At 60.5% G+C, this 6,240-nt stretch carries 5 protein-coding genes and 1 pseudogene; all 6 read left to right on the top strand.

Features of this window, described 5'->3' with window-relative positions; all coding sequences use genetic code 11:
• Positions 1–260, top strand: a pseudogene (locus tag M0D69_RS43175) (hypothetical protein); the annotation flags it as partial.
• Positions 261–264: 4 nt separating this feature from the next.
• Positions 265–657, top strand: coding sequence for a type II toxin-antitoxin system PemK/MazF family toxin (locus M0D69_RS43170; RefSeq protein ID WP_301787904.1), 393 nt, complete (start codon positions 265–267; stop codon positions 655–657).
• An 833-nt stretch (positions 658–1,490) separates the two neighbouring features.
• On the top strand, positions 1,491–2,663 hold the full coding sequence (locus M0D69_RS43165) for a UbiH/UbiF family hydroxylase (RefSeq protein WP_301787903.1): 1,173 nt from the start codon (positions 1,491–1,493) through the stop codon (positions 2,661–2,663).
• Between the two features lie 36 nt (positions 2,664–2,699).
• Complete coding sequence (locus tag M0D69_RS43160) at positions 2,700–3,431, top strand: DsbC family protein (protein ID WP_301787902.1); 732 nt, start codon at positions 2,700–2,702, stop codon at positions 3,429–3,431.
• Positions 3,432–3,590: 159 nt separating this feature from the next.
• A complete protein-coding gene (locus tag M0D69_RS43155) occupies positions 3,591–5,390 on the top strand; it encodes a M61 family metallopeptidase (RefSeq protein ID WP_301787901.1) in 1,800 nt (599 codons plus the stop codon).
• A 137-nt stretch (positions 5,391–5,527) separates the two neighbouring features.
• A complete protein-coding gene (locus tag M0D69_RS43150) occupies positions 5,528–6,124 on the top strand; it encodes an FMN-dependent NADH-azoreductase (RefSeq protein ID WP_301787900.1) in 597 nt (198 codons plus the stop codon).
• Positions 6,125–6,240 lie beyond the last annotated feature (116 nt).

Below are 6,240 nucleotides of genomic sequence, written 5' to 3'. Positions count from 1 at the left end.
GTGCGAATTTCAGCCATGACACATCAATAGCATACCACTGTATATTTGTACAGTACTCAGTCAATACGCTGAGCGCTCTGCCTCACCGGCCTGAAGGCCGGTGCATCCCGCGCGACTTGGTGAAGGAGTTTTCGATGGCGCGCTACCTTGAGCAGCTCAGGACAAGCGATCAGGAGATTGCACCGATGGAGGATTGGGGCGAACCAAAGGGCTCGGAGCTCGGCGGTCCCGACGACCCCACCCGCTTCGACAAGTGGTGATCAAGTGACAGATGGCGTTCCACAGATTGGGGACATTATTTGGTGCAACATTGGCCCCGTAACGGGCACTGAACAGGATGGCTACCGGCCGTTCCTCGTTTTGAGCCAGCAGCGTAGAAACAACCGCAAAACACCCCATCAGGAACGCATCAAAACGCGCTACAAGCGCCCCACCTGGCTCAAGACAGCGACCTTGGCAGCAGACGCCCCGACCGGTCAAAACCGCTCTAAACGCATCAGTTCCAATGAACAGACTCATCAACCACGGCGAGAGAGGCGTGGTGACGGCTATCTCCTAAACCAGAAGCCAGAAGCCGATAAGTGTGCCGATCGACGCGTAGCGGCAGTTTTTCAGAGCTGCATCGGCTTGTTTGGCAAATACCAAAACATAGGCTGACGCGCCAACGATGACGAGGCTAAGAATAATCTGCATGACGAGCCGAATGGCTGGCTCAAACACTGGGCCGGACTTATCAGGTAACGCAGAAGGGCGCGGACGCGCGAGGGGCGGGTATCCACCCTTGGTTCCGGGCTACGAATGAACCGCCAATAGTTCCGCCACCGCCGCGGCCTACCGAAATCAGTAGGTTAAAGAGCGTCGCGATGTCTTCCCACAACCAGCTCGTAACCACAAGAGGCACGGCAGCACCTACCGCGACGCACGTGAGGATAAGAGCCCAGTTCATGAAATCTTCCCAGGTAGGTGAGACACAGGGGAACGACCGACCACACGATCACCCCGCAACCCGCAGAACTCGACGGCTACGGAAGCTGGTCGGGCTAAACCCCTCTTAACCAGAAACCTACGATGGTCCCAGCGGCTCCAATAGCCCACTTCTTACTGCCGTCGTCCACGGCCTTCACGATCACGTAGAGAGCAACACCCAGCACGACAAGAGAGATCACGACTTGCATGACCAGCCTGAACCACGATGGACCCGCGTGGGTCAACGCTGGTTTTCGCGCGTCGCGGGCATAAGGGCCCGGCGACCCGCGCGCAGCGGGCGGCCACGTCTTGCGGGGCCGGACAAACCGCTGTCGTACCGCTGAGGTTGAGTCTGCTGGGCGAGCTGGGCAGCGCCGCTCCTCGGGGCGCAGGGAGTGAAAATCTCTATCCGTCGTTGCGGCCGAGGCGAGCGGCAAGGCCCCACGGCTACAGACGTTGCCCTCTCGCTGAAACACCGCTTTGCACATCGAATCGCGAAATACCCCGGCGGCTATAATGCCCACATGACTTTCCACTCACGAAATTTTCATGCCGCTGTGGTCGGCGGCGGTCTCGTCGGCAAGACGGCGGCGCTTGCGCTGACGCAATCCGGCTTGCGTACGGCGCTGCTCGCAACGCCCGCCGCTGCACCGCCTGCCGCCGATACTTTCGACTCCCGCATCTACGCGCTTTCATCGAGCTCGCAGGCGCTGCTGGAGCGGCTGCGCGTGTGGCAGGCGCTGGAGCACGAAAAACTCGGGCCGGTGCTGGATATGCGTGTTTTCGGCGACGCCTTCGCGGAACTGCATTTTTCTGCATTCCAGGCCGCAGTGCCGCAATTGGCGTGGATCGTGGAATCGTCGTTGATCGAACGATCGCTCGATTCCGCGCTGCGTTTCCAGCCGAATCTCACCTGGATCGACTCGCGCGCGCAAGGCCTCACGATCCACGACGACGCCGCGCATCTCACCCTCGCAAATGGCGACTCGCTCGAAGCGGATCTGGTGGTCGGCGCGGATGGCGCGCATTCCTGGGTGCGGGCGCAGACGGGTGCGAAGATGCATCGGCGGGATTATCGGCAGACGGGCGTGGTGGCGAACTTCAAGTGCGAAAAGCCGCACGCTGAAACTGCGTACCAATGGTTTCGCGACGGCGAGATCATTGCGTTGTTGCCGTTGCCGGGTGACCACGTGTCGCTCGTGTGGTCCGCAAGAACCGAACACGCCGATGCCCTTCTCAAACTCGATCCCACCCAGCTCGCGGCGGAAGTCGAGAAGGCCACGCAGAACATGCTCGGCACGCTCGAATGCGTGACGCCGGCGCAGGGCTTTCCGCTTGCGCTGCAAACGGTGGACCGGCTGATCGGCCCGCGCGTGGCGCTGGTCGGTGACGCCGCGCATCTGATTCATCCGCTGGCGGGCCAAGGCATGAACCTCGGTTTGCGCGATGTCGCCGCGCTGGCCGAAACCCTCGCGGGCAAGGAAGCGTTCCGAACGGCCGGCGACCCCGTTCTCCTGCGCCGATACGAACGCACGCGTCGCGAGGACATCCAGAAACTGACGCTCGCCTGCGACGGCTTGCAGAAACTCTTCGCCATGCCCGGCACGCTCGCTCGCGCAGCGCGCAACACGGGCATGGCGCTCGTGGGTGCGCAGCCGCTCATCAAGCGCTGGCTTGTCTCCGCGGCGCTTGGTTAAGAACATCCCACATACTTCAGCTTGACGGAAACTCGAATGAAAATCACTCTTCGCCGCGCCCTGGTCACCGCAGCCACGCTGGCCGCGGTGTTTGGTATCGGCATCGCGGCACACGCCGATCAGACCACCGACAAGATCAAGGCAACGCTGCAATCGCGCATAGGCGAGGCCGACATCAAAAGCGTGCAGAAGTCCCCGGTTCCGGGGCTCTATGAAGTCAATCTCGGCGCGCAGATCGTCTACACGGATGCAACCGGCAACTACTTGCTGATGGGCGATCTCGTTGACACCCGCACGCGCACGAATCTCACCGAAGCGCGTCTCGCGGAAACGAACAAGATCGACTTCGCGAAGCTGCCGTTCGAGAACGCGGTGAAGGTGGTGAAGGGCACGGGCGCGCGCAAGATCGCCGTCTTCTCCGATCCGAACTGCCCGTATTGCAAGCAGCTCGAGACCACGCTCAAATCCGTCGATAACGTCACCGTCTACACCTTCCTCTACCCGGTTTTGTCGCCGGATTCGACGGTGAAGTCGAAGTCGATCTGGTGCTCGAAGGACCGCTCGACCGCGTGGGAAGGCTGGATGCTCGACCATACGGCGCCCACGGCCGCGGCCAGCTGCGACACGACTGCCATCGACAAAAACCTGAAACTCGGCCAGTCGATGAACGTCACCGGCACGCCAACCGTTTTCCTCGCGGACGGACGCCGTCTGCCCGGCGCGGTGCCGGCGGATCGGCTGGAGAAGGAACTGTCGGCGGTTCGCTGATTTAGCTGTCGATTAGTCGACAGACGACGAAGGAGGCGCGTGAAGCGCCTCTTTCGCTTTCATGAACTTCCACTTGCCTGATTCTGCAATAAGCGGTTCAACCGCGAAAAGCTTGGGCCAGCCACCACGCCCGGCGATAAGAACAAAGGACCTCGACGCATGACCGCCATCCGTTACACCATCGTTCCGAAAAATCCCGCAGCGCATTTGTTCGAAGTGACGTTGACCGTCGCGCAACCCGATCCGTCGGGCCAGCGTTTTGTGCTGCCGGTGTGGATTCCGGGCAGCTACATGATCCGCGAATTTGCCCGCAATATCGTGACGCTGGAGGCGTTCAACGCGGCTGGCCGCAAGCTCGCCATCGATAAAACAGACAAACATGCTTGGGCAACCGCGCCGCACGATGGCCCGATCACGCTGCGTTACGAGGTTTATGGCTGGGATTTGTCGGTGCGTGCCGCGCATCTCGATGACACCATCGGTTTTTTCAACGGCACGAGCGTGTTCCTGGCGGTGGAAGGGCAGGCCGATGCGCCCTGCACAGTCGATATCCAAAAGCCTTCTGGCGCGCACTACGCAAGCTGGCGCGTGGCGACCGCATTGCCCGAGGCGCGCGGCACGAAACGCTATGGTTTTGGCACGTATGAAGCGCCGAACTACGATGCGCTGATCGATCATCCGGTCACGCTGGGTGAATTTGCGCTCGGTTCCTTCGATGCCCATGGCTCGAAGCATGACATCGTGATTTCAGGCCGGGTGACCGGGCTCGATATGCATCGGCTGGAAAATGACCTCAAGCGTGTTTGCGAAGCCCAGATTGCGTTGTTCGAGCCGCGTACGAAGAAGGCGCCGGTCGATCGTTACGTGTTCATGACGGTTGCTGTAGCCGATGGTTATGGCGGGCTGGAACATCGGGCGTCGACGGCGTTGATCTGCAATCGCGCGGATCTGCCCGTGACCGGGCGCCCGGATGTGACGGAGGGGTATCGGACGTATCTCGGTCTTTGCAGCCACGAGTATTTCCATACGTGGAACGTGAAGCGCATCAAACCGGCCGCGTTCGCACCGTACGATTTATCGCAGGAAAATTACACATCGCTTTTGTGGCTGTTCGAAGGTTTTACGTCGTACTACGACGACCTGATGCTCGTGCGCAGCGGCCTGATCAGCGCGAGCGAGTATTTTTCGCTTCTGGGAAAAACGCTTGGCGGTGTGTTGCGCGGGTCGGGGCGGCTCAAGCAGAGCGTGGCGGAAAGCTCGTTCGACGCGTGGGTCAAATATTATCGGCAGGATGAAAACGCGGCGAACGCGATCGTCAGTTACTACCAGAAAGGATCGCTGGTTGCGCTCGCTTTCGACCTGTCGATCCGCGCGCAAACCGAGGGCAAGAAGTCACTCGACGACGTCATGCGGCTCTTGTGGCAACGCTACGGACGCGATTTTTATCATGGCAAAGCGCGGGGTATCGAGGAACACGAGGTCGAAGCGCTGTTCGCCGAAGCCACCGGCGCCGACCTGAAAAAGCTGTTTCGCGACGGTGTCCACGGCACGCGCGATCTGCCGCTCGAGACTTTGTTCGAGCCCTTCGGCATCAAGTTCGCGGCCGACGTCGCGACCAACGGCACGGCGGCGAAACCATCGCTCGGCGCGCGCATCCGCAATGGCGCGGATTGCGTGCTCGCGGCTGTCCACGAGAACAGCGCGGCGCAGAAAGCGGGGTTATCGGCGGGGGACGTGCTGGTTGCAATCGACGGCTTGCGCGTGACGGGATCGAATCTCGACACGCTGCTTTCTCGCTATTTGCCGGGCGCGAAGGTAGAGGTGCACGCATTTCGGCGCGATGAGTTGCGCGTGGCGCAGGTCAAACTCGATCCGCCGGAAGTATCGCGTTACGTGCTTTCCACCGCCGATGGCCGCGGTCCGTCGAAGCAATGGCGCGAACGCTGGCTGAAAGGTTGAGGAGCTAACAGCGGATTGTTCTACTACTGCAACAATCCGTCGCGAGTGCACAGCTTGTTCCCTGCGTCGTAAAAAAGAAGAATGCGTCCTGTCAGAGCGCGATCCGTGCTCAAACTCAACAGGACAGAGGAATCATCATGACGACCATTCTTCAAATCAATTCCGCAGCCCGCTCGCAAGGCGCCCAATCCACGTTGCTGGCTGACGAAGTGTCGGCGAAGCTGCAGCAAGCACACCCGGGTGCGAAGCTTGTCGTGCGAAATCTTCTCGCCGACAACATCCCCCACCTCGACGACGCTACGCTAGGCGCGTTCTTCACGCCCGCCGACCAGCGTAGCCCGGAGCAGAACGCGATTAACGCAAAGAGCGAAGCGCTCATCGCCGAACTGCAAGCAGCTGACGTGGTTGTGATCGCAGCGCCGATGTACAACTTCGGCATTTCGTCGCAATTGAAGGCGTACTTTGACTGGATCGCGCGCGCCGGCATCACGTTCAAGTATGGCGCGAGCGGCCCGGAAGGCTTGGTGAAGGGCAAGAAGGTGATTGTTGTGTCGGCACGTGGCGGTAAGTACAGCGGCACGCCGAACGATTCGCAAACACCGTATCTGAAGTCGTTCCTGGGCTTCCTCGGCATGACCGACGTCAGCTTCATCTTCGCCGAAGGCCTGAATATGGGCCCGGACGCCGCCGGCGCTGCTTTGGCTACCGCACGCGACTCGATCGCCGCGCTGTAAGCTTGTGAGATAGCAGGACGGTTGAAAAAAAACCGCCGTGTCGGAAGACATCGGCGGTTTTTTTATCAGGTTGCGCGAAAGACCTCGGCCTTCAGGCCGGGGATGGACAGCGCGCC

It is taken from the genome of Caballeronia sp. SEWSISQ10-4 2 (assembly GCF_030464885.1).
Classification (GTDB): Bacteria; Pseudomonadota; Gammaproteobacteria; order Burkholderiales; family Burkholderiaceae; genus Caballeronia.
Note: the sequence above shows the minus strand (reverse complement) of the source record. Positions and strands in the feature narration are given on the sequence as shown.